The sequence below is a fragment of the Enterococcus sp. MMGLQ5-1 genome (assembly GCF_013155265.1).
GTDB lineage: Bacteria > Bacillota > Bacilli > Lactobacillales > Streptococcaceae > MMGLQ5-1.
The window spans coordinates 73,864-96,488 of the sequence record NZ_JABJXU010000010.1 but is presented as its reverse complement, the minus strand read 5'-3'; the positions used below and the strand labels follow the sequence as shown (position 1 = coordinate 96,488).

The 22,625-nt window shown below is 36.3% G+C and carries 22 protein-coding genes; 5 read left to right on the top strand and 17 right to left on the bottom strand.

All coding sequences use genetic code 11. The features are described 5' to 3' along the window. The first annotated feature begins 8 nt into the window (after positions 1-8). Positions 9-848, top strand: a complete 840-nt coding sequence (locus tag HOY35_RS10655) for a hypothetical protein (protein WP_172213389.1) — start codon at positions 9-11, stop codon at positions 846-848. A 288-nt stretch (positions 849-1,136) separates the two neighbouring features. Here HOY35_RS10655 and argH read toward each other — a convergent pair whose 3' ends face one another. The 5 genes from argH to glmS form a co-directional block, all read right to left on the bottom strand. Further along, the gene (argH, locus tag HOY35_RS10650) at positions 1,137-2,522 is read right to left on the bottom strand and encodes an argininosuccinate lyase (RefSeq protein ID WP_172213391.1); all 1,386 of its coding nucleotides are present in this window, start codon (positions 2,520-2,522) and stop codon (positions 1,137-1,139) included. A gap of 343 nt (positions 2,523-2,865) precedes the next feature. Next, positions 2,866-4,197 (bottom strand): ATP-binding protein, encoded by a 1,332-nt coding sequence (locus HOY35_RS10645; RefSeq protein WP_172213393.1) that lies wholly within the window; start codon positions 4,195-4,197, stop codon positions 2,866-2,868. Next, positions 4,194-4,871 carry a response regulator transcription factor gene (locus HOY35_RS10640; RefSeq protein ID WP_172213395.1) on the bottom strand — a complete coding sequence of 226 codons (678 nt, stop codon included), beginning with the start codon at positions 4,869-4,871 and terminating at the stop codon, positions 4,194-4,196. Before HOY35_RS10640 ends, HOY35_RS10645 begins: the two co-directional genes overlap by 4 nt. Positions 4,872-5,026: 155 nt before the next feature. Then, a complete protein-coding gene (locus HOY35_RS10635) occupies positions 5,027-5,293 on the bottom strand; it encodes a hypothetical protein (RefSeq protein ID WP_172213397.1) in 267 nt (88 codons plus the stop codon). 295 nt (positions 5,294-5,588) lie between these two features. Next, positions 5,589-7,403, bottom strand: a complete 1,815-nt coding sequence (gene glmS, locus HOY35_RS10630) for a glutamine--fructose-6-phosphate transaminase (isomerizing) (protein ID WP_172213551.1) — start codon at positions 7,401-7,403, stop codon at positions 5,589-5,591. Between the two features lie 477 nt (positions 7,404-7,880). Between glmS and HOY35_RS10625 the strand changes: the two genes are divergently transcribed. Together HOY35_RS10625 and yidA are read left to right on the top strand one after the other, a co-directional pair. Further along, complete coding sequence (locus tag HOY35_RS10625; protein WP_172213399.1) at positions 7,881-9,197, top strand: HD domain-containing protein; 1,317 nt, start codon at positions 7,881-7,883, stop codon at positions 9,195-9,197. 23 nt (positions 9,198-9,220) lie between these two features. Beyond that, positions 9,221-10,027, top strand: coding sequence for a sugar-phosphatase (gene yidA, locus HOY35_RS10620; protein ID WP_172213401.1), 807 nt, complete (start codon positions 9,221-9,223; stop codon positions 10,025-10,027). A gap of 288 nt (positions 10,028-10,315) precedes the next feature. Here yidA and HOY35_RS10615 read toward each other — a convergent pair whose 3' ends face one another. After that, the gene (locus tag HOY35_RS10615) at positions 10,316-10,954 is read right to left on the bottom strand and encodes a DJ-1/PfpI family protein (RefSeq protein ID WP_172213403.1); all 639 of its coding nucleotides are present in this window, start codon (positions 10,952-10,954) and stop codon (positions 10,316-10,318) included. Between the two features lie 99 nt (positions 10,955-11,053). On the opposite strand from HOY35_RS10615, the gene HOY35_RS10610 reads away from it, so the two are divergent. Continuing rightward, the gene (locus HOY35_RS10610) at positions 11,054-11,986 is read left to right on the top strand and encodes a YafY family protein (RefSeq protein WP_172213405.1); all 933 of its coding nucleotides are present in this window, start codon (positions 11,054-11,056) and stop codon (positions 11,984-11,986) included. An 83-nt stretch (positions 11,987-12,069) separates the two neighbouring features. On the opposite strand, the gene trxA is transcribed toward HOY35_RS10610, so the two are convergent. From trxA to HOY35_RS10560, 10 genes are all read right to left on the bottom strand, one after another. Further along, complete coding sequence (trxA, locus tag HOY35_RS10605) at positions 12,070-12,387, bottom strand: thioredoxin (RefSeq protein WP_172213407.1); 318 nt, start codon at positions 12,385-12,387, stop codon at positions 12,070-12,072. 83 nt (positions 12,388-12,470) lie between these two features. Beyond that, entirely contained in the window at positions 12,471-14,807 is a 2,337-nt protein-coding gene (locus tag HOY35_RS10600; RefSeq protein ID WP_172213409.1) for an ATP-dependent DNA helicase, read from the bottom strand. Positions 14,808-14,882: 75 nt separating this feature from the next. Next, the gene (gene ispG, locus HOY35_RS10595; protein WP_172213411.1) at positions 14,883-15,989 is read right to left on the bottom strand and encodes a flavodoxin-dependent (E)-4-hydroxy-3-methylbut-2-enyl-diphosphate synthase; all 1,107 of its coding nucleotides are present in this window, start codon (positions 15,987-15,989) and stop codon (positions 14,883-14,885) included. A gap of 216 nt (positions 15,990-16,205) precedes the next feature. Further along, positions 16,206-16,439, bottom strand: a complete 234-nt coding sequence (locus HOY35_RS10590) for a DUF1450 domain-containing protein (RefSeq protein ID WP_172213413.1) — start codon at positions 16,437-16,439, stop codon at positions 16,206-16,208. Further along, positions 16,436-17,047, bottom strand: coding sequence for a TIGR01906 family membrane protein (locus HOY35_RS10585; protein ID WP_249641541.1), 612 nt, complete (start codon positions 17,045-17,047; stop codon positions 16,436-16,438). Before HOY35_RS10585 ends, HOY35_RS10590 begins: the two co-directional genes overlap by 4 nt. After that, positions 17,044-17,811 carry a TIGR01457 family HAD-type hydrolase gene (locus HOY35_RS10580; RefSeq protein WP_172213417.1) on the bottom strand — a complete coding sequence of 256 codons (768 nt, stop codon included), beginning with the start codon at positions 17,809-17,811 and terminating at the stop codon, positions 17,044-17,046. Before HOY35_RS10580 ends, HOY35_RS10585 begins: the two co-directional genes overlap by 4 nt. Continuing rightward, positions 17,801-18,529, bottom strand: coding sequence for an acyl-[acyl-carrier-protein] thioesterase (locus HOY35_RS10575; protein WP_172213419.1), 729 nt, complete (start codon positions 18,527-18,529; stop codon positions 17,801-17,803). The genes HOY35_RS10580 and HOY35_RS10575 overlap by 11 nt, the downstream gene beginning before the upstream one ends. A 363-nt stretch (positions 18,530-18,892) precedes the next feature. Further along, positions 18,893-19,450 carry a ribosome recycling factor gene (frr, locus tag HOY35_RS10570; protein ID WP_172213421.1) on the bottom strand — a complete coding sequence of 186 codons (558 nt, stop codon included), beginning with the start codon at positions 19,448-19,450 and terminating at the stop codon, positions 18,893-18,895. A gap of 62 nt (positions 19,451-19,512) precedes the next feature. Further along, positions 19,513-20,229, bottom strand: coding sequence for a UMP kinase (gene pyrH, locus HOY35_RS10565; RefSeq protein ID WP_172213423.1), 717 nt, complete (start codon positions 20,227-20,229; stop codon positions 19,513-19,515). A 200-nt stretch (positions 20,230-20,429) separates the two neighbouring features. After that, the gene (locus tag HOY35_RS10560; RefSeq protein WP_172213425.1) at positions 20,430-20,930 is read right to left on the bottom strand and encodes a DNA starvation/stationary phase protection protein; all 501 of its coding nucleotides are present in this window, start codon (positions 20,928-20,930) and stop codon (positions 20,430-20,432) included. Between the two features lie 67 nt (positions 20,931-20,997). Between HOY35_RS10560 and HOY35_RS13680 the strand changes: the two genes are divergently transcribed. Next, positions 20,998-21,714, top strand: a complete 717-nt coding sequence (locus tag HOY35_RS13680) for an A24 family peptidase (protein ID WP_367650302.1) — start codon at positions 20,998-21,000, stop codon at positions 21,712-21,714. Here the strand turns inward: HOY35_RS13680 and HOY35_RS10550 are convergent. Beyond that, positions 21,706-22,497, bottom strand: coding sequence for a CppA N-terminal domain-containing protein (locus HOY35_RS10550; protein ID WP_172213429.1), 792 nt, complete (start codon positions 22,495-22,497; stop codon positions 21,706-21,708). The two genes, HOY35_RS13680 and HOY35_RS10550, sit on opposite strands and share 9 nt — an antisense overlap. Positions 22,498-22,625 lie beyond the last annotated feature (128 nt).

The following is a 22,625-nucleotide window of genomic DNA, read 5'->3' as shown; positions in this document are numbered from 1 at the left end:
GAAAATAAATGTCGTTAGCAACATTATTTATCGCATTTTGTGGTGGCGTTTTTGGTGCAATTTTTGGTGGTACTATTGCCTTTATTATGGCTGGGTTTTTATCCTTATTAGGCGCAGCAATTGTACTTTCTAATGGTGACACGTATTTTATCAATGAAGTCGTGTTCGGGCCATTTTTTGGCCCACAAGTCGCATTTATCGGGGGCGTTGCCGCTGCTGCATGGCAGGGTAAGCTTACAAACAGCAATGATACTGGTAGAAATGTAATGGCTTCTGCATATCAAGGCAAACGCTCAAGCTATTTAATTGGTGGCGTTTTTGGATTATTTGGCTATATTATTGCCTTCATTTTCCTATTATTCTCACCACCCATTGATGCTGTCGCCTTAACAATTGTCATACTCAGCCTTTTTATAAGAAAGTTTATTGCCAAAGAAAGTATAATCACAATTAATAATAATCCAGCCAATTGGCAGAATGCGCTAATGGAAGATATTAAATATCATATCCCTTTGGCATTCTTTATCAGCTTAGGTATTGCCTATGTAACAATAGATTTAAATATCGCAACGTTTGGTTGGGGAATTAGTGCCATGACCCTAATCTTTCAATATAGCACTAAACAACCAATCCCAGTCACACATCATGTGACGCTTGTATCCGCCTATGCAGCTCTGGCCACTGGTAATATTTGGTTTTCAGCAATCATCGGTATGGCGTCAATGATCGTTGGGCTTGTGCTAGATCGAATTATTAATTATCGCTCTGGCAGCCATTTAGACATGCCGGCAGCAGTTATCGCCTTATTTTCATTACCGATTTTCATTTTTCAGCTATTGGTCAGCTAATCATTAAAAACAGCTCTATAATAAATTGGACTGATAAATATTTCAGTCCAATTTTTATTTACCTTGAAATGATTAAAAAGACATATCATCCTAAGCTATGTGAATTTAGAATTGTTTCCAAGAAACAATACCATTTTCGCAAGAAAATAATATCAAAGAGCAGTCCACTGAAAACGGCTACTAATACCTTATTGATTATTTTAGTAAAATCAGACCGATTTGACATTGCGCCCAAAAAGCATACTCGCTTATTAATAGCGAATATGCTTTTTAAAATAATTTTTTTACTTAATTAGCTTCAACCTTCAATGCTTTTTGCGCGTTTTCAATCTGAAGGCGTACTTGCTCAAAGCCCGTACTGCCATATGATTTACGGCGCTCAATTGCTGTTTTTGATTGTAGCGTATCATAAATATCCGCTTCAATCAGAGGCGTAATTTCTTGATAACGTGCTAAAGGAACATCCTGCAAATAATAGCCTGCTTTTGTACACTCTAAAACTAACTTGCCAACAATTTCGTGTGCCTGTCTAAATGGAATACCTTTAGTCGCCAAGTAGTCAGCTAATTCTGTCGCATTTGAGAAGTCTTTTTCAGTCGATTCGGCCATGATTTCCTTATTAATCTTCATCGTGTCAACCATTCCACTCATGATATCCAAGCTGGTCAAAATGGTATCTGCTGTATCAAACATGCCTTCTTTATCTTCCTGCAAATCTTTATTATACGCCAATGGTAAGCCCTTCATCACCGTTAACAAGCCAAAAAGATTGCCATAAACACGACCCGTTTTGCCACGAATTAACTCTGCCATATCAGGATTTTTCTTTTGTGGCATAATACTTGAGCCAGTTGAAAAGGTATCGGTTAATTCAACAAATTTAAACTCATGTGAACACCATAAAATAATTTCCTCACAAAAGCGTGACAGATGCATCATCAAAATACTAGCATTGCTTAAGAATTCTAAAATAAAATCTCGGTCTGAAACCCCATCAAGCGAATTGGAATAAACAGCTTTAAAACCAAGCAATTCAGCCGAATAGAAGCGATCAATTGGGAAGGTCGTTCCTGCCAAAGCAGCACTGCCCAAGGGTGAAATATCTGCACGCTTAACAGATTCCTCAAAGCGTTCTTGATCTCTCGTCAGCATATTATAATAAGCGAGCATATGATGACCAAAGCTAATTGGCTGTGCATGTTGCAAATGTGTATAGCCGGGCATAATGGTTTCAACATTTTCATCAGCCTTAGCGACTAAAACAGAACGTAAGTCATGAATTTTTGCAATCACTTGACTGAGCACATCCTTGAGATACAAATGCATATCCGTAGCAACTTGATCATTACGACTGCGTGCAGTATGTAATTTGCCAGCGACTGAACCAATCGCTTCGTGCAAATAGCTTTCCATATTCATATGCACATCTTCATTTTCAATCTTAAACTCTATCTCTCCAGCTTCATATTGCGCTTCTACTTGCTTAATACCGTCAGAAATTGTTTTCGCCTCGGCTTCAGAAATGATACCTGTTTTCGCAAGCATTGCAACGTGTGCTAGACTCCCCTTTAAATCCTGTCTCGCCATCTTCTGATCAAAAGGAATTGAAGCACCAAATCGATCAATCCATGCTGCCGCCTGTTCCTCAAAGCGACCACCCCATAATTTTGCCATGATTACCTCCAACTATCTATTCTCTTAATTATTTTACCATAAATAAGCTTCTAGTAATGTCAAAAATTGCACTAATATCGGCGGATAAGCCAATCTTTCCATGAAAGATCGGGAAATCCAGCAAAAAGCCCTCTGATATTCGCAAATCATCCAATCTTTCCAAGAAAGATTGGATGATTTGTATGAAAAGTAATTTTTTAAGCTACAACATACAAGCTTAGAAAAAGACGTAAGTGAGAGCCGTTCGTGCGGAATTTTTGTCTAGTTTGCTAGATTTTCGTCGTTGAAGTTGGATTATTGACGGGCTAAATCGTTAACTGGATTTTTATCTCACTATCTAATTTTAATGTAATTTACTTCTTTCCATATTTGGCACGGTTAATTTAAACACGGTGCCCTTCGGAAAATTATCATAGACATTAACTTGCCCCTTTAAAATGCCAACCAGCTGTTCTAACAAGGATAATCCGAGGCCAAGACCACCATTATTTCTAGTCCTTGCTTGATCAACCCGGTAAAAGCGCTCAAAAATTTTAACTTTATCAGGATCACTGATACCAATACCGTCATCCTTGATACTAATTGTGACATCACGCTTCGATTGAGTCACTACAAACTCAATCAGACCATTATCAGACGTATATTTCATAGCATTATCAAAAAGAATCGTTATCATTTGTTTAAGCACTTGCTTATCCTGTTTAAAGTTTTTAATTTCAGAAATGTCTGACTGAAATTGACGCTTCTCAAGCTCTGCTAGCTCCGAATAGTTAATTGCCATTTTATTAAAGAAGGCTTGGTCTATTTCTTCCGGCTTAACTTCAAGCTGTTCTTTTTCATTCTTTGCTAAATTTAAAAGATTACTTGTTAAAAAGCGCATATTTCTGACTTCATTCAAAGAATCCGCAATATTTTCAGAATTGTCTAAAATCGTAGAATCTGGCTTTTGAAATAATCGCTCTAAACGATTTTGTAAAATTGCTAACGGTGTCCTCAGCTCATGAGAAGCATTTGAAATAAAGGCACGTTGCTTTTCCCAGTTTTTCAATATTGGTTTCATTGACATCTTCGTTAAAAACCAGCTGATGACAATTGAAATCAACCAAAAAACGACCATCGTATACAAAATAATTCCTTTAAAACGCTCAACAGATTCTTTAACCTGATTCGTATTAATCAAAATTTGATAATAGCTAATATTCGTTTTAATATCACTTGATACAACAAATTTTTCGGTCAAGCTTCTAAAGGACGAAGCATTGCCATAATCATTTTTAACTTGCATGTTAACAATTGAGTCCAAATTATTTTTAGAAAATTTAAGATTCGTGAACATTTGATTAGCTTGTGACTGTGTGCTCTGCAAGGGTGAAACCAGCTGCTCGCCTGCGTTATTCCAAAAGATAATCTGCACATTCATGTCTAAACGGCCTGCTGAATTACCGCTACCACCATTTTCAATATTATCCATATAAACTTGATATAATAAATTAGGGTCATTGGCCAGCTGTTCAATTTTTTTATCCGTTGAGCTATAAGCTGTTTGCATCAAAATTTGAATGACAATAAAGCCCAATGCTGAAAAAATTAAAGCAAAGGCAACAACGTATCGTATAAAAAACATGGCATCAATTGAGGAAGTGAATTGATGTAGCTTTATGCGCCAGGCTTTCATGCTTCAGCCTTTTTCAAAATATAGCCAACATTACGAATCGTGGTTAAATTCTCAGCGAGCTGGCTGCCCTTCAAGCTTTTACGCAATTTTGACATATAAACCTCAACAACCGTAATTGTCGTATCACTATCGAAGCCCCACAAACGATCGAATATCTGCTCTTTTGTTAAAATCACGCCCTGATTTTGAATAAAGTAGACTAATAGCTCATATTCCTTCCCCAAAATACTAAGTGACTCTTGCTTTACTTTGACAGATTGGCTCTGCAAATTCACCTCGATATCACCATATTTCAAGCTATTCTCATCCAGCTTTCCCGAACGCTTTAATAAGGATTTAATTCTCATTTTTAATTCTTCCAAGTAAAATGGCTTAGTTAAATAATCATCTGCACCGATTTCAAAGCCATGCGTTTTATCATCAATACCTTCTTTGGCAGTCATGATTAAAACAGGCGTTTCTATACCTTGATTTCTAAGTTCCTTTAAGACCTCAAACCCATTACGCTCAGGTAGCATTAAATCTAATAATATTAAATCATAAATATTGCTCTCCGCTTCAAACAGTCCTTCCTCTCCGTCAAAGACCTGGGTCACTTCAAATTTTTCATCTAGATAATCAAAAACTGAATTTGAGAGGCTCAAATCATCTTCAACCAATAAAATTTTAATCATTTATACACTCCTTATTTCATTCAGTCATTGCAACTTATAACCATTATACATTAATTTCTTAAATTAATATTAAATGAAATGACAGTAAAATAATTATTACTCGGTTATCGCTAAAGATTTAATATATGCTGGCATAACCTCCTAAACTGCAATATTTAAATCGCTGAATATATTTGACCTTTCAAATAGTTGATATCTGTCAAGTTATTTGGAATAAACTCAGCATACCCGTCAATCGCAAGATTTAGTGTTTTGATATTCACCGCATTGCTGTCAGTCAGCGTAGCAAATGCTGGCAATAACGTACGAATATTGACAATTCCATCTGTTACATTGTCTGCTAACGATGCAAATTTCGCATTAAGGGCATAATTTGGGTCTGTTAAATTAATCGTCAAGCTAGACAATGAATTGGTAAGCACTCCGCCACCTGCGGTATAAACGATATCGCCAGCTTTGGTTACTTGACCTTCGGTTACACTGCTATTTTCACCAAAGAACTCTGTTCCTCTGCATTATAGTGTAATTGTTCACCAAATTAAAACGATAGGCAAGAGGTTTAAGACAAATGAGGCTTAACGCTTTAGCGTTCTAGTTAAGTTGTTAAAAAAATTTTATTTTTTCAGGAGAGCTTCGGTAAATCACACGTGCTAGATAAATTTCGCACATTACAAAAAGGGTAAGGACATTTGTCCCAACCCCCAATATTATTTAAATCTACTCTACCGTAACAGATTTTGCTAAATTTCTTGGCTTATCAACATCTAAACCACGATGTAATGATGCATAATAGGCGAGTAAATGTGTTGGTACAACTGTCACTAGCGGTGTTAGTAATGGATGTACATTTGGCACAACAATCTGATCCTCTGGCTTAGCACAATCTTCTGTAGCGATGACTAGAGTGTTGGCACCCCGAGAATAAACCTCCATTAAATTACCCCGAGTATGTGGCGCTAAGCGTGGCTCACTAATCAAAGCAATCACAGGCGTCCCCTCTTCAATCAAAGCAATCGTGCCATGCTTTAGCTCACCTGCCGCAAAGCCTTCACATTGAATATATGAGATTTCCTTCATCTTCAAAGAAGCTTCCTTTGAAACATGATAATCACTACCGCGACCGATATAGAAGCAATTTGGTGTTTCTTCCGTGTATTGATAGGTTAATGCTTCAATTGCCTCTTTTGTATCAATAATCGCTGAAATCGCTGTTGCAACAATCCCTAGCTCGTGTACTAGGTCTAATTCAATCGCCTCTTTTTTACCAAGCTTATCACCAATTGCCTTTGCTAAGATTGCCATCATTGCAATCTGTGCAGTATAGGCCTTAGTTGATGCAACTGCAATCTCTGGTCCTGCATGTAGTAATAAAGTATGATCAGCTTCACGTGAGAGCGTTGAGCCCGGCACATTAGTAATCGTTAAAGATTTATAGCCTAATTTATTCGTTTCAACCAAAACTTGCCGTGAATCAGCTGTTTCACCAGATTGCGTTAAATAGATAAAAAATGGATTTTTTGAAAGTAAAGGTATATTATAGGCGAACTCACTCGCAGTATAAACACCGACAGGAATGCCCGTTAATTTTTCAAAAAGCGCTTTACTTCCCCAGCCCGCATTCTCAGAAGTACCGGCAGCAACAACATAAATCTGATCACTTGCCAAAATATCCTTTAAAATTGCTTCGTCAATCACCATCTCACCGGTCGGCTTCGTATACTTTTGTACTAAAGTCCGCATCACGGTTGGTTGATCATCTATTTCTTTTAACATATAAAATGGATATGTCCCTTTACCAATATCTGATAAATCTAACGCCGCAGTAAATGGCATTCTTTCCTGCACGTCACCATCAGCTGAGAAAATAATCACGTCATCTTTTTTCACGACCACCATTTCGTCATCATGAATTTCCAAGAACTGATTTGTTTCCCGAATCATCGCCATCGCATCGCTACAAACCATATTGCAGCCTTCACCTAAGCCAATTAATAATGGCGATTTTCTTTTAGCAACATAAATCGTTTCTGGATCTTCTTTATCCATTAAAGCAAAGCCAAAGCTACCCTTGATAATTTTCAAGGCATTGAAAAAGGCCTCTTGCACATTTAAACCTTCAACCTCGACAAATTTAGCAATTAAATTAATAGCAATCTCTGTATCTGTTTCACCATAAAAATGAGTATCGGCTAAATATTCAGTTTTAATTTCAATGAAATTTTCAATCACACCGTTATGCACGAGCACAAAACGACCGCTTTCAGATAAATGAGGATGCGCATTATTTTCAGTTGGTTTACCATGCGTTGCCCAGCGTGTATGACCAACCCCTGAAACGCCTGCAATATCAATGCCAATTTTAGCACGCAAATCAGCAATTCGACCGACAGCTTTAATCAAGCTATACTTTTCAGGACCAGTCGTCACATAAATGCCTGACGAATCATAACCACGATACTCTAGCTTTTCTAATCCTTGTAATAAAATATCCGTTGTATTTCGATTACCAACTACACCTACGATGCCACACATAAAAAATGCCTTCTTTCTGATTTCTTGAGAAATCTTCATATTTTTATGTTCTTCTGGCGTATGAATCAGCCTTTGTCATAATGATTACTCATTACTTTTAAGCATCATCTCTAGAGCACACACCCTGAAACTATCCGCCGAAATTTCGATTGTTTCTCCCTCGTCACCTTAAAATTTCAATTAAGGTCTGGCGCTATATAAAATGGTATAGATAAAAAATCTATTTTTTATATTTACTATTTTCAAAAGAACAATTTAAAATATAAGCTTTTATCAACATTTTGTCAAGTAATCACCTGATATTTTAATATTTAACTTAAATTAATAATTATTTTAATTAATTATCCAAAAATTAAATTTAACTTAAAATAAAAAAGTTTGTGAATTGGTATAGATAAAAAACATATTTACCCAAGATACTTTTACAATGGTTAAATTTTAGATACAATATAGTTAAATTGATTATAAGGAGGTATTATGTCATTTAGTGAAAAAGTTTTCCGCGATCCAGTTCATAACTACGTACATGTCAATCACGAAATCATTTACCAACTGATTAACACAAAGGAATTCCAACGCTTACGTCGAATTAAACAGCTTGGCACTTCAAGCTTCACCTTTCACGGCGCTGAACATTCCAGATTTTCACATAGTCTTGGTGTTTATGAAATTGCAAGGCGCATTACCGAGCGCTTTGAGCAAAAATATAATTCAAAGCAATTAACCGATGGCTGGCAGGCCGAGGAAACCATGGTCACCCTAATTGCTGCCTTACTCCACGACATTGGACATGGCGCCTATTCACATACTTTTGAGCATCTTTTTTTTACAGACCATGAGCAATTTACCCAAGAAATCATTACAAGTGACGAAACAGAGGTTGGAAGACTGTTGAGGCAATTCGACCCTCTATTACCAGAAAAAGTTGCTGCGGTGATTAGTCATGACTATCCCAACCCACAGGTTGTCGGCTTGATTTCTTCACAGATTGATGCTGATCGAATGGATTATTTACTTCGTGACGCTTATTTTACCGGTGCAACCTATGGCAATTTTGACCTAACTCGTATTTTACGCGTGATCAGACCACATAAAACAGGGATTGTCTTTAAGCACTCCGGAATGCACGCCATTGAGGATTACATTGTTAGTCGTTATCAAATGTATATGCAAGTCTATTTTCATCAAGCGAGTCGTTCCATGGAAGTCATTTTAAGCCATCTTTTAAAGCGTGCTAAGGCAATTTTTACAGATAATATCCAGTATTTTGAGCTAACCAGCCCAAAGCTTATTCCTTTCTTTCAGAATAATTTTACACTGCTGGATTATCTCGCTTTAGATGACAGCGTTTTGAACTGCTACTTTGAGACTTGGACCACACACTCAGACATTATTTTAAGCGATTTAGCAGATCGCTTTATCAATCGAAAGGTTTTTAAATCCGTCACCTTTAAATCAGAGGATAATTTAAAACCATTAATTGCTAATATTGAAGCGGTTGGCTTTGACACTAATTACTATACCGCCGTGCATTCAAGCTTTGACTTACCTTACGATTTTTATCGTCCAAAAAGCATTAATCCACGAACTGAAATTGAGATGATCGAATCCGACGGCACCTTGGCAGAGCTATCAACGCTTAGTCCCATCGTAAAGGCGCTTACTGGCGTCAAATCAGGTGATACACGTTTCTTTTTTCCAAAGGAAATGATTATCGGTCAGAATTCATTATTTGAAACCGAAATTCAAGCCTTTCAGGCACAAATTATCAACGGCAGATTAAAGGAAATATAAAAAATAGATAAGGACGAATATAATTGATTAAATTAATTGCAATTGATATTGATGGTACTTTAGTCAATGATCAACGAGAGATTACAGCAGAAGTTAAAACAGCAATTCAAAGGGCAAAGGCACAGGGTGTAAAAATTGTGATTACCACAGGACGACCATTTCCCGGTGTAAAAGCAATATTAGAGGAATTAAATTTATTAGAGGTCGGCGATTATGTCATTACCTTTAACGGTGCGTTAGTGGTACATACGAATGATCACTCAGATTTTATCCGCACACCTCTTGCCTACACTGACTTTTTAGACATTGAGCGCTTTGCCCGTGAGCTAAACGTCCATCAGCATACCATCACACCAGAGGGCATTTATACCTCCAACCGTGATATTTCTAAATATTCAGTTCATGAAGCATTTATTGTCCAAATGCCACTACATTATAGAACGCCAGAGGAAATTACCTCGGACATGGAAATTATCAAATGTATGTATATTGATGAGCCTGAGCTACTAGATAAAATCATTCCATTGGTTGAGCAAAAGTGGCGTGACCGCTTTACCTTAGTTCGAAGCACACCATTTTATTTTGAATTATTAAATAAAAAAGCAAGTAAAGGTAATGCGGTATTAGCATTGGCAGAAAAGCTTGGCATTAAACAGGAAGAAACGATGGCCATCGGTGACGCTGATAATGACCTTTCAATGCTTGAAGTCGTTCATCTACCCGTGGCAATGGCAAATTCAACTGACAATGTGTTAGCTGTGGCTAAGGCAGTCACAAAATCCAATAACGAGCACGGTGTTGCCTATGCTATTGAACAATGGGTTTTATAAGATTATCCTTTTAGTTTAAAGCAAAAATGTTTTCGCAAAAAGCAAGCTTGATTCCATAAAAATAGGGTTAGGACATTTGTCCTAACCCCTTTTATATTGTTCGTAATTTACGGGCTTCGCACGCTAGGAAAGTGAGCATAATAAATTATCCCACTAGCTCATGCAAAACTCTTCAACAAAGCTTCCTAGTTATTATTGCAATCTGAATTTCAGACAATTTCATAAAAAAAAGCATACCTCTTAAAATACCAACCCAATTTATTTTTCATTCCTATCGATTTTAAAAGACTAGATTTCCTTAGCAGATGGCAATGTTTGCATAAGTTCCAAAAAGTAATTGGCTTTTCCTGTACTAAAATAATTATACCAAGCTTCTAATGTATCCTGTTCAAATACATTTAAACTTTCAATAATTTGTTTAGCCCACATCAATCCGCCTGCAGATCCTGCAGTGATAAGATTATTATTAGCTACAGATGATTGGTCTAAATAATAATTTTGTCCTCGATAATTCGGACAGAACATTTCAAGAAATTCTAGTCCATTGCTAGTATGTAGATTTTCATTTAATAAACCAATATTAGCAATCGCCACCGTTGCGCCACAAATTGCACCTACAGTACCACCAATTGAAAGCAACTCGCCTGCGACGCCAAGAATAGCCTTATGACTTGGAGAACGCCATGTATCTGCTCCCGGTAACAATAATACACTCCTCTCACTCAATTCAATCTCTTCAACTAAGCAATCAGGAGTTATTTTAACGCCACCCATAGTATTAATTGATTGTCTAGAATGGCTAACGGTTTTAATCGTTAGGAAAGGTGCATCATTTTTAAAAAAGCGTCTAGAGTTTAACTCTGCAGTGACATAGCCCAATTCCCAGTCTGCCAGTGTATCTAATAGATAAATATAAATTGTTTTCATAATTGCCCTCCATTAATTAGTTCTGTTATTATTATACTTACCAATTGTTGACATCATTATGGCAACAATCGCAAAATAAATAAAAAAGGTGGCAAATAAATGAAGGTTAATAGACTGGTTAGTATCATCATGATTCTTATTGATAAAAAGAGAATCAGCGCAAAAAAATTAGCTGATATGTTCGAAGTCTCTACGCGTACCATTTATCGTGATATAGAAGCGATTAGTATGGCTGGTATCCCAGTTCATTCTACTACTGGTGTGGGTGGTGGGTTTGAAATTATGGAAAATTACAAGATTGATAAAAATACGTTTTCACAAGCAGAATTAATCACGCTCTTAATCGGCATTTCCAGTATTCCAAATGACATAAAAAGTAAAGATTTTACAAATACGCTGGCAAAAATTAAAAGTCTGATCCCTATTGATAAAGTAGAAACAACTAACTTACAAACAGAGCAAATACATATCGATTTTAGTCATTGGACGGGCAATCGCAATTTAGAAAACGATTTAAGCACAATCAAAATTGCCTTACAAGAAAATAGCGTCCTGTCATTTGAATATCTTAACCACCGCGGAAATAAAACTAAAAGACAAGTTGAACCCTACCAGCTTGTTCTAAAGAGTAGTCAATGGTATTTTCAAGGCTACTGCTATAAGCGAAATGATTTTCGTTTATTTAAATTAACTCGCCTGTTCAATTTAAAAAGAGAGAAGATTACATTTATTCCTAAAAAATATCAACAACCACTTTTAGATACAACCAAAATTATGTCTAAGCTACAAGTCACTATTAAGCTTCGCATACATCAATCAATTATGGAGCAATTACTTGATTATTGCGATTATGACAGCTTTTTAAAAGATGACGAAAACCATTATATTGTTAATTTTCCCTTTATAGAAAATGACTATCACTATGGCATTCTTTTAAGCTTCGCTGACAGATGTGAATGTCTAGCACCTTTACATATTCGCACAGAATTAAAAAGAAAAATAGCTAATTTATACCAAATTTATGAAATTTGATTTAAAGCGTTGTTTATTAACAGCTTTTAAAAACCAGCTATTGAATTTAATTAAAAAAGCCATCCCACCGGATGGCCTTAAAATTATGCGCTATGTGCCGCAACTAATTGTTTTATTTGTTCCTTGTTATGAACGCCAACTACTTTTTCTACTACTTCGCCGTCCTTTTTCAAAATCAATGTCGGAATGCTCATAATACCAAATTGCTGTGGTGTTGCAGGATTTTCATCAACATCCATTTTCACAATTTTCAATTCATCCTCATCTAGCTCTTCACTAAGCTGATCTAAAATTGGACCTTGAATGCGACAAGGACCACACCATGTTGCCCAAAAGTCGATTAAGACTAAGCCATTATCCGTTTCCGTATTAAAATCCGTGTCTGTGATTGCTTTTACCATTAAAATTCCTCCTATGTCAGAATATAAATAATTATACTCTACCTAATTTGATTGTATAGCCATTATACTAGATGACTTGTTTCTTATCTAATATTTTGATTTAACCAAAAATGCTCTAGTAATTCACGCAATTGATTATCGTTCGTCTCAAGCTGAAAATGCTGCCAATGGGCAGGGAAAAAACGTTGATACTGCTTAGTACCAAATCGTTCATCAATTAAGAGCGTGACACCAAAATCCATCTCTGTTCTAATCAAACGTCCAACCGCTTGAAGCACCTTGTTCATTGCTGGGATTTGATAGGCATATTGAAAACCATTAAGCCCGTTATTTTGATAATAGGCCTGAATTTCATTTGTTTCCTCAGTAATCATTGGTAAGCCAACCGTAATAATTGCCACACCGATTAATTTTTTGCCTTTTAAATCAATGCCCTCAGCAAAGCTACCACCTAATACTGCCAAACCAACCGTTGTCTGCTCATTTTCCTGATTAAAATTGCTCAAAAAGAGCTGCTTTTCTTCTGCCGACATGGTAGGCGTTTGAATTACGAGATTTGCGGTTGTCTCAAACCACTCTAAAAATTGTGTTAAAAAGGCAAAGGATGGAAAGAAAACCAAATAATTACCTTGATTCGCCCCAATCATCGTTTGAATTTGACTGACAATTTTTGGGATATTCTGCTGACGATTACGATAGGTCACTGAAATAGCTGGATTGACTAACAAGAGATGTTTTTTTTCATCAAAGGGGGAGGCCATTGTTAGATAATAATCCTCTTGCTTGCCACCTAACATTTTTTGATAATAGCTTAATGGGGTAAAACTAGCCGAAAAAAGTGCTGCACCACGAGCCAAGGAAAGCCTTTGACTGATAATTTCTGCTGGATTAATACAAGTAATTGTTAATTCTAAGTCCCAATCGTTCTTTTTTATAAAAGTTTTAAATGATGAATCATAAAAATCATTTATTTTTAAGTAAGCCATTAATTCAAAATAAAAGTCCAATAAGGTCTGTTGATTTTCTACCGGCGCTTCAGCAATTACCTTTTTAAAAGATTCAGTTAATACCAATAATTGTTTTTGAATGGTTGAACTATCTGCTGATTGCGCATGAAAGGTTAAATGGTTTTCAACCATAAAGTCATCCAAGTTTTCCAATTCATTTATCAGTTTTTTAAGTTGATTTTTGATTTTACGTTGCTTAATCAATCGTGTCATCGCCTTAACTTTCTTCAAAGAGAGCGAAGCCGTATACATATTTCTAGCTCGATCAACTAAATTATGGGCTTCATCAATTAATAAAAAATTAGATGAATCAGGCTGCTCAAAGAAACGTCGCAAATAGGCACGAGGATCAAATAAATAATTATAATCTAAAATAATAATATCTGCGTAGCTTGCTAAATCTAAGCCTAATTCAAAGGGGCACATTTGATAGCTTTTAGCAAGCTGCTCGATCACTGGACGGGTAAACTGTTCAGCTTGTTCAAGTATTTCACGGCGATGCGTACGTAGCTTATCATAATAATTTTTAGCAAAGGGACAGACCTCCGGATTACAGGTTCTTTCATCCAAAAAGCAAATACTATCCTTGCTTGATAAAGTCACTGAAGTCGCCCTCAAGCCTTGATTCGACATTAAAGCGACCGTTTCTTCTGCTACCTTGCGAGTCGCAATTTTAGCAGTTAAGTAAAACAAGCGTTGAAGATTTTCCACAGGCATCGCTTTTAAGGTTGGAAAGATAGTAGACAATGTCTTACCAGTACCAGTTGGTGCCAAGGTGTAAAGTCTCTTTTGCTCTAAGATTGTACCATAGACTGCCTTCATCAGCTCTCTTTGGCCTTTTCGATAGCTATCAAAGGGAAATGCCATTGCTTCAATCGACTGATTTCTATTTTCTCGATGATTTTTTTCATATTTTAGCCAATCAACCAGCTCTGCCATTGTCTGATTAAAAAAAATGCCTAGCTGCTCTAAAGTATAAAGCTCACTTTTTTGTGTTAGCTTTTGATTAATCGTTTCAAAATAGCTCAATCGTAAATTTAACTGCGTCTTTTTATTTAACAATAAATATAAATAACCATAAATTTTAAGCTGATACCAATAATGATTTAGCTGACTTGCTGGTAATTCCTCAAAGCTATATTCCGAGGTTTTAATCTCGTCTATGCTCACCACGTCGCCTAAAATCACGCCATCAATTCGACCTTCAATTTGAATTTCAAATTCTTCGATTTCAAATTTTGACTTAATTGCTTGTTCGGCATGATATTCCTCATTTTTTGCAAACTGCTTTTGTAATTTTTGATGTAGACGAGTTCCTTCTTGAGCAGTATGCTCAGAAAATTGGAAGCGATTATCAATTGAACCCTCTATCAAAACACGGTCAATCAATTCGTGAACCGATAACTTAATCAATGTAAGCCTCCTTCCAAAAATAAAGATGACCAAGATTTAACCTCAGCCATCCTCATGATAATTAATAATTGATAATTAAGCTTCAATTTCGTGAAGTCGACCCGTTTGATAATAACGCTCTGCCATTTGATCAACCTCTTTTTTCAGCTCATCGACCATGACTGCCTCATCAACTGTACGGATAATCTTACCTTTTTTGAACAGCATACCCTTACCCTTACCACCTGCCAAGCCAATATCTGCCTCACGTGCTTCACCGGGACCATTTACACCACAACCTAAAATAGCTACTGTAATTGGTGCCTTAATTTTCTGAATATATTCTTCAATTTCTTCAGCAATTGGAATTAAATTAATTTCAATTCTGCCACAGGTTGGACAGCTGATTAAGCTCGCTGCATTACTAGCAAGTCCATAGGCTTTTAAGACCTCACGGGCTACCTTGATTTCTTCAACTGGATTGGTTGAAAGCGAAACACGAACTGTATTCCCAATACCCATTGAGAGCAAGGCGCCCAAGCCCGCCGCTGATTTAATAGAGCCCGAAAAAAGTGTTCCTGCTTCCGTAATACCTAAATGCAAGGGATAATCAAAAGTCCGACTGGCTAAGTCGTATGCGGCAAGCGCAAGCTCAACATTACTTGCCTTTAATGAGACAATAATATCGTGAAAATCTAAATCTTCTAAAATTTTGATATGCTCAACCGCTGACTCAACCATACCTTCAGCAGTCGGGTAGCCATATTTGACTAAGAATTTTTTCTCAAGACTGCCAGCATTGACACCAATCCGAATTGGAATCCCTTTGGCTTTACAGGCATTGACAACCTTGGCAACACGATCCGCACGACCAATATTACCAGGGTTAATCCGAATTTTATCAACACCGGACTCAATTGCTTTTAAGGCAAGTCGATAATCAAAATGGATATCGGCTACGAGTGGAATATGAATTTGACGCTTAATATCAGCTAAAGCTTCTGCCGCTGCGACATCCGGTACTGCCACACGAACAATTTGGCAGCCCGCTTCTTCTAATTCATGAATCTGCTTAACCGTTGCCTTAACATTGTCTGTTTTAGTGGTACACATAGATTGAATTACTAATTCATTAGCGCCACCGATCGTTAAATCACCAACCTTAACTTTTCGTGTATTTTTACGATGCGTTCGCTCATTCATTTCTTATTCTCCTATCTCAAACTGCTATAAAATATAACAGGAATCATTAGCATATTATAATTATATTTCTGTCTAGGGTGTTGATTGGTACTTAAATTTACCTTCTTAGCATCAATCCTAACCAACAAATAGTCTAGCACAAAATTGACAATGTAACATTTAAAAATGCTTAAGAGATGAAAAAGGACATCTTCTAAGCATTTATTCTAACTATAATTATTGGTACCATGCAGCAACCGCCTGTTTTGTCAGATTTAAAAGCTCATCAGCCTGCCGACTGCTAATCAGCTCGCCTTCAACTAGAACGAAAAACGAGTCCGCACAAAGCTCACAAAATTGTAGACAGCCTTCAGTAATCACATCGGCATGCTGATTAAGCCATTCGTCTTGCAGTAAAATATCTGAGCCCTTTGAAATATTACGTAAACAAATTTCGACAACTGGTTTCATAGTGATCGCTTCCCTCTCCAATAAAAGCAAAATGCAAGCAGTTCTAGCACTGCAAAGCCTAAAATAAAGCAATGCATAAAATATTCCTCAGGCAGAACAAGGATAATTGGATCGACCTCTGGGTAAAAAATCCATGTTGAATCACTAAAAAAAAGTTCATGAAATTTAGTAAAAAATGTATCAAAACCTAAGAACATTAAAAATCCTAAGCCAATGGGTAAAAGCATCATGAATCGCATCGGATTAATCAAGCGCCAAAGCTGCTCTTGACGTTTCAAACGTCGCAGAAAAAGAAACGACGGTACAATTGTCACTAAAAAAACAACCTGCACTAATTGAAATAACAATTTAACATCATGAAAATGCTTTAAACCATCTTTCGAGCTTGGAAAATCTGGCATACTTAATTTTTCCTTGAAGGGATTCAGCAAATACTGCATTAGAATATCATAATTATGACTAATCACTTGCTTTGACAGACCGGCTGCTTGATCCAAATCATAAAAATTTAAATCAATCAAATAAAGCCATTTACTATAAATTGGTATGATAACCGCAAAACTAATCATTGTTAAAATTAAACAGATTAAACCAAGTTTATGCTTCATGCAAAATCCCATTCATCTAATGAGCTGACCACGTAAGTTGGTGGTACGTGTAGATTTTTCACTTCCTCTGGCTTCGTAAAGCCAGTAGTTACCAGTAGGGTATCAATATCATTCTTGATACCTGCCGTAATATCAGTCAGATAGTTATCACCCACCATAATTGTTTCATCCCGTGAGGTACCTAGTACAGCCATTGCTTTGTTCATTATAATTGCCTTAGGCTTACCGATATAAATTGGTTCGACTTGGGTGGTCGCTTCAACAAAACGAACAACACTACCAGCTCCAGGTAATAAACCGCGTTCCGTTGGAATATTTAAATCTGGATTGGTGCCAATAAAGGTAGCACCCCTTTGAATTGCCAAAGTGGCTTTGACAACTTTTTCATAGGTCAAATCTGAATCCAAACCAACCACAACATAATCAGGCGCGGCCTCATCATACACAAAGCCAGCGTCAAAAATTGCCTGCTTTAAACCATACTCACCAATGATATAGACAGACTTACCATGATTAAGCTCGTTCATATAATCAATCGTAGCAAGCGTTGCAGTGTAAACCGTTTCTGGTGTCACATAAATTCCAAATTCATTTTGTAAGCGTTTGGCAACGGTCTGTGGCGACTTAGTCGTATTATTTGTTACAAAAAGAAAAGGGGTCCCTGTCTGCTGTAATTTTTCGATAAAACGTTTTCCAGCTGGAATCAGCTCTGTACCCTTATAAATTGTCCCGTCTAAATCAATTAAATAGCCTTTATACTTCATTTCTACTCCATTCAAATACTGCCTGCGCATTTAAACCATCACTTACAATTTCGTGATAACTAATCAAGTCATCCTGATAAATTCGGCTTTTGACTTTTTTGCCATAATACACTTCCTTGACATATTTTAAATGAATTGATTTTGGCGTGTGACCAACTAAAAACTCATAGCCTAGACCATCAATCATCCAATCAATGTACTTTGAATTATTAACATGCTGATTTGCATCTAAATCTAAAAAACGAACTTGATAAAGCATGTCATGGGAATCCTCTAACGGCTTTATTTTCTCAGTTCTTTGAATTGTCCTAACCTTTTCAGCCTGATAGGGCGCAACAATTTCATCAGGAATATGAGCGGGCTTTCGCGTCTCTAGGTTAATTAGGCACCATGTTGAATGGATGGTTAAAATCACTTGATTATTTTCATCCTTAAAGGTAAAAAGGCGATAACAGAAAAACTTATTATAACTAATTGCTTCAGTTTCAACAGTAATAGCTTCGTTAAAAGCGGGTAAGCGATTAAAATCAACCAAATATTCTGTCACAATCCAAGATAGACCAAAGGATTTAATGTAGACGTCACTTCTATTTAATGATGTCGACTGTTCACCTGAAATCTGGAGCGCAACGTTAAATAAGCTTGGTAATTTCATTTTTCCAGTTAAATCACTCTCATAATAAGGTACTCGGTATTTTTGCTGATATTTAACGCCCATCGTTCACTCCAAATCTCCACTATCATCCTAATTCTTTCAAGCATCATTATATTTACTAATTATACGCTTCATCCAACAAAAAATCAGTAAACTGCCCTCAATCACCCACACACTACAGCTAAGCGCAATTTTTAGAGGCTTTAGCTAAAAGCATTTTCTATCAGCGTGATCGGCAGCTTATCTAACGAACCTCACATACTAGAAAAACTCGACATAATTCAAAACAATTCATAACACAAAACGTCACTATAATTGTTTCGAGCTTATGCACGCTTTTCTATTCAGTGTGCTCGGCAGCTTATTTTAATTACAGACTATTAATAACAAAAAGGATTGGCACGAAAGACGCACCAATCAATCATTTTAAACCTCTAATAATTCTTTGCCTTTTTCATCTGTTAGCTCATCAATTGATTTAATTGTCTGATCTGTTGCTTCCTGCACTTCTTTTTCTAACACACGTAAATCGTCTTCAGTAATTTCAGAGGCCTTCTGCTGTTTTTTAGCTACATCTAACACATCACGGCGATTATTTCGAACAGAAACCTTAGCTTCCTCAGCTTCTTTACGAACATCCTTTGTCAATTCTTTACGGCGTTCCTCTGTTAATTGGGGAATTACTAAACGAATCACATTACCATCACTTGCCGGTGTAATCCCTAAATCACTTGCAGAAATTGCATGCTCGATATCCTTAATGGCTGTTTTATCAAAAGGTGTTACTAATAAAACACGAGCTTCAGGGATTGTAATTGAAGCAATTTGATTTAATGGTGTTGGCACACCATAATAAGTTACTTGAATTCGATCAAGTAACGAGGCATTAGCACGACCAGCACGAATTTGACCAAAGGCACGAGAAAGTGCCTCTAAACGCTTCTGATTCTTTTCATTTAATTGTGTAATTACTTCATTTGCCATAATATTCTCCTTTTTTAATAAATCAATAAGCCTTAGCTATTTTTACTGAAATTGCCTTGCTTTTATTTAACTGTCGTACCGATTGGTTCACCCATCACAGCACGTTTGATATTACCTTTTTCATTTAAATTGAAGACCACTAACGGAATATGATTATCCATTGATAATGAACTCGCGGTTGAATCCATAACCTGTAATCCTTTAGAAATGACATCTAAATGCGTTAGGTTTTCAAATTTAACAGCATGATTATCTACTTTTGGATCAGCCGAATAAACACCATCTACATTATTTTTTGCCATTAAAATCACATCAGCGTTAATTTCCGCTGCACGTAATGCCGAGGTTGTATCTGTAGAAAAATACGGATTTCCTGTGCCACCGGCAAAAATAATGACACGTCCCTTTTCTAAATGGCGTTCTGCCCGACGACGAATGTATGGTTCAGCAATTTGACGCATTTCGATTGAAGATTGAACTCGGGTTGGAACGTCAATATTTTCCAGTGTATCTTGCAATGCCAAGGCATTCATTACGGTTGCGAGCATCCCCATGTAATCAGCCTGTGCTCTTTCCATCCCCATCTGTTCACCAGTGATACCACGCCAAATATTACCACCACCAACAACAATTGCAATTTCGACGCCTAAATCATGCACCTCTTTAATTTCTTCAACCATTTGCTTAACAACGAGTGGATTAATACCAAAACCCGCATCGCCAGCCAAAGCTTCACCACTTAATTTCAATACGACACGTTTATATTTCGGCTCAGTCATTTTTGTCCTCCATTAATTCATCCAGACTAATCAGTCCTTAATTACTAAGATCACAATTTTATAGCACAATACGCTATCATGCGCTTAGCTTAATAAAATCATCTTTTATATTTTAGCATATTTTCTTAAAGCAAACCATGAAGATTCTCTTTTGCATAAAAAAAACGGAAAATTAATTCCGTTTTTCATCTATTAAGTTTTTAGCTTAAAGTTGATAAATTGGCGCCATTTTTTTCATCAATACCCGGTGCAACACCAAGCTCTCCTTGTAGCATCCAAATTGTTTTTTGAATTTGCTCTTGCGCATCCGCAAATAAACCATTAGAAACATCATCATCTTCTTCGTCAGTTGCATCAACACCCTCTTGAAATAGGTCAGCAAGATAAGCATATGCCAAAACAATTTCATTCAAGCGTTCGTCTAATGATTTATTCCAGTCGGCAACCTCTAGCTTAATTTTTGAATGCTCATCCCATTCCTTAAGTGTTGAATATGGCGAGCCACCTAATGTAATTAAGCGTTCAGATAAGGTATCCAAAAAGCCATCTAAGTCAGCCATTAATTCATCCATTTTTGGATGTAAGTATAAAAAGCCTGGACCACGCATATACCAATGTACTTGGTGTACTAAAGCAGCAGCTTTTGATAAATCAGCAACTGATTGATTTAAAATTTCTTTTGTTTTTGTGTATTTAACCATTAAAATAGCCTCCCTTTATCTTTCTATACAATTACCATTACTAATTAATATTATAACGGTATTAAAGATGATAGTAAAAAGATACGACTTTAAAATTTATTGCGTAGTATATTATAAGGAGGGCATAATGTTTATTTTTTATTTTATCTTTGGCTGCCTTGGTGGCTCATTTTTCGATTGCCAAGTTGAACGCTTAACTAAAAATATCCCACTATTGACCAAACGCTCATTTTGCTTTCATTGTCGACACCCACTCAGCTTTTGGGATTTGATACCATTGTTCTCACAATTAATTTTAAAAGGAAAGTGTCGCTATTGTGACCAAGTGATTCCTAAAAGTCATCTACTCAGCGAAATATTATGTGGCTGCTTGGGGGTTCTATATTTTTTTCAGATAATTTCATTTCAACAATTAATCCTATGCTGTGCGCTCTACTTTATTAGCTTTTGTGATATCCGTTCCAAAAGCTTCCCATTAGTTTTATGGCTGATCCCTTTTATGCTCCTTTTGCCCAGCACCACTTTTTCTTTGTTCACATTATTATTTTTACTTTTCTCCGTTTTGTCGCAAAAAATTAATATTGGGATTGGTAGTGGAGATTTTTTAGCAATATCATTAATCAGCTTCGATTTACAATTAGAGCAATTGCTTTGGCTAATCCAGCTTGCTTCATTTCTAGCTATTATCTATTTTAGCTTTAAAAAAAAGAACGAAAGCATCCCTTTCGTTCCATTTCTAAGCGTTTCATATTTAATCATTTTAAGCAGTAATTTTTTATTTTAAGACAAACCACCATTCAAGCTCCGAAGCGTCTTTAACAGTTAATAAGCTCTTTTTAGCATCAATAAAATAATCTAAATTCTGAGTTTCAAAGTATTCAGCAAAAGTTGCTAAATCAGCCTGTTCTGACACTAATATCTCAATAAATTCAATATCCCAAATTTCATCAACAAAGCCTTCCAGCTCTTTACCTTCAGATTCAATCAATTCTAAAGCAAAAGGCTGCTCAAAGGGAAAGTTTAGCTGATTGGCTTGAAAACTCAAATCAAAAATTTGCTCGTACTTCTGAATTGCTTCCTCAAGATCACTAACATTCAATTTAATCTTACTCGGTGTGATGGATTCAAGCTCAACCTTATCACATGAAACTCGCTCAGCAGGCTGAATTGGTAGCGAATGATCTTTGCTGGGCATTTCACCTAACGTTAAAACAATTTTATCACCTTCAGGTGAGAGAAAATAAGCTGATTTCCCAACTGTCGTTTCTACGACTTGATCGGCATTTTTAGCTAATGAATCAAAATCAAGCTCAGTACCAACCTGAAAATATAAAGCATTGATTTTTTTGATACCATCTATTGTCCTTCTACCTCGATAAGACGGTGTCTCCTCTAAAATTAATTTGCTTAAAGATGATCCTTTGTCACCAAAAAAGGTCAATGCACCCTCTTCTAATAATTTTTTAAAGCCTAGTTTGTTTTGATAAAAATCAATATTTGACGCTCGATGATTAATTCTTAAAGCGAGACTCTTTAGTGATGCTTTTTTTAAAATAGATTCTATCATTACTTCTACCCTTTCCTAAAATTTGCTGTCTAAAAAAACCTTAGCTGTTATTGATATCAAGAGGAACTAAATACTTATTCATGTGAAGCATTCAATAAGTATTCTGTCCTTTAATAAAAAGCAACTCT

What these genes read in the sequence shown, in the direction of transcription:
- HOY35_RS13680 (WP_367650302.1), top strand. Translation starts at nt 20,998, where the DNA reads ATGATAGTAAAAAGATACGACTTTAAAATTTATTGCGTAGTATATTAT.
- HOY35_RS10610 (WP_172213405.1), top strand. Translation starts at nt 11,054, where the DNA reads ATGAAGGTTAATAGACTGGTTAGTATCATCATGATTCTTATTGATAAA.
- pyrH (WP_172213423.1), bottom strand. Translation starts at nt 20,229, where the DNA reads ATGACTGAGCCGAAATATAAACGTGTCGTATTGAAATTAAGTGGTGAA.
- HOY35_RS10575 (WP_172213419.1), bottom strand. Translation starts at nt 18,529, where the DNA reads ATGGGCGTTAAATATCAGCAAAAATACCGAGTACCTTATTATGAGAGT.
- HOY35_RS10625 (WP_172213399.1), top strand. Translation starts at nt 7,881, where the DNA reads ATGTCATTTAGTGAAAAAGTTTTCCGCGATCCAGTTCATAACTACGTA.
- HOY35_RS10590 (WP_172213413.1), bottom strand. Translation starts at nt 16,439, where the DNA reads ATGAAACCAGTTGTCGAAATTTGTTTACGTAATATTTCAAAGGGCTCA.
- glmS (WP_172213551.1), bottom strand. Translation starts at nt 7,403, where the DNA reads ATGTGTGGCATCGTAGGTGTAGTTGGTAATCGAAATACAACGGATATT.
- HOY35_RS10580 (WP_172213417.1), bottom strand. Translation starts at nt 17,811, where the DNA reads ATGAAGTATAAAGGCTATTTAATTGATTTAGACGGGACAATTTATAAG.
- ispG (WP_172213411.1), bottom strand. Translation starts at nt 15,989, where the DNA reads ATGAATGAGCGAACGCATCGTAAAAATACACGAAAAGTTAAGGTTGGT.
- frr (WP_172213421.1), bottom strand. Translation starts at nt 19,450, where the DNA reads ATGGCAAATGAAGTAATTACACAATTAAATGAAAAGAATCAGAAGCGT.
- HOY35_RS10585 (WP_249641541.1), bottom strand. Translation starts at nt 17,047, where the DNA reads ATGAAGCATAAACTTGGTTTAATCTGTTTAATTTTAACAATGATTAGT.
- trxA (WP_172213407.1), bottom strand. Translation starts at nt 12,387, where the DNA reads ATGGTAAAAGCAATCACAGACACGGATTTTAATACGGAAACGGATAAT.
- HOY35_RS10550 (WP_172213429.1), bottom strand. Translation starts at nt 22,497, where the DNA reads ATGATAGAATCTATTTTAAAAAAAGCATCACTAAAGAGTCTCGCTTTA.
- HOY35_RS10615 (WP_172213403.1), bottom strand. Translation starts at nt 10,954, where the DNA reads ATGAAAACAATTTATATTTATCTATTAGATACACTGGCAGACTGGGAA.
- HOY35_RS10640 (WP_172213395.1), bottom strand. Translation starts at nt 4,871, where the DNA reads ATGATTAAAATTTTATTGGTTGAAGATGATTTGAGCCTCTCAAATTCA.
- HOY35_RS10655 (WP_172213389.1), top strand. Translation starts at nt 9, where the DNA reads ATGTCGTTAGCAACATTATTTATCGCATTTTGTGGTGGCGTTTTTGGT.
- argH (WP_172213391.1), bottom strand. Translation starts at nt 2,522, where the DNA reads ATGGCAAAATTATGGGGTGGTCGCTTTGAGGAACAGGCGGCAGCATGG.
- HOY35_RS10560 (WP_172213425.1), bottom strand. Translation starts at nt 20,930, where the DNA reads ATGGTTAAATACACAAAAACAAAAGAAATTTTAAATCAATCAGTTGCT.
- HOY35_RS10645 (WP_172213393.1), bottom strand. Translation starts at nt 4,197, where the DNA reads ATGAAAGCCTGGCGCATAAAGCTACATCAATTCACTTCCTCAATTGAT.